The 734-nt window shown below is 69.3% G+C and carries 1 protein-coding gene; it reads left to right on the top strand.

Annotated features, from left to right (window positions below; all coding sequences use genetic code 11):
* Positions 1-88: 88 nt before the first annotated feature.
* Positions 89-734: YtpR family tRNA-binding protein (ytpR, locus tag K9U40_RS23160; protein ID WP_349239455.1), on the top strand; the 646-nt coding region annotated here is incomplete at its 3' end.

Genomic DNA, 734 nt, shown 5'->3' with positions numbered 1-734 from the left:
AAAGCCCTCTCCCGCTTGCGGGGGAGGGTTGGGAGGGGGCAAAACCCCGACCGGACGTGCAGGCGGCTCAGGACAAGGACCAGACCCGATGAAACTCACCTTCTCCTGGCTCCAGGACCACCTTGAGCCCACCGCCTCCTTCGACCAGATCGTCGAGCGCCTGTCCCTCATCGGCCTTGAGGTCGAGGGGGTGGAGGACAAGGCGAAGCAGCTCGCGCCCTTCGTGGTGGGCGAGGTGCTCACGGCCGAGAAGCATCCCAACGCCGACAAGCTGAAGGTGTGCACCGTCTCCATCGGAAAAGGCGAGCCCATCCAGGTGGTGTGCGGCGCGCCCAACGCGCGGGCGGGACTGAAGACCGTGTTCGCGGCGCCGGGCACGGTCATTCCCACCTCGGGGCTCGAACTGAAGATCGGCAAGATCCGCGACGTGGAAAGCCGCGGCATGCTGTGCTCGGCCCGCGAGATGGGGCTGTCGGAAGAGCATGACGGCATCATCGAGCTGCCGGAGGACGCCCCCGTGGGCGCGCCCTTCGCCGAAGTGCTGGGCCTGAACGATCCGGTGGTCGAGATCGCCGTGACCCCCAACCGCGCCGACTGCCTTGGCGTCGCGGGCGTGGCGCGGGATCTGGCCGCCGCCGGCCTCGGCGAACTGATGGCGCCGAAGGTGAAGCCGGTGGAGGGCACCTTCCCCGCCCCGCTCGGCGTGACGCTGGAGTTCGGCCCCACCGCCCCCC

Origin of the sequence: Xanthobacter autotrophicus, from assembly GCF_030015065.1 — a bacterium.
In the GTDB taxonomy this organism is placed as follows: Bacteria; Pseudomonadota; Alphaproteobacteria; order Rhizobiales; family Xanthobacteraceae; genus Xanthobacter; species Xanthobacter autotrophicus_D.
This window is presented reverse-complemented; position numbering and strand designations above follow the sequence as displayed.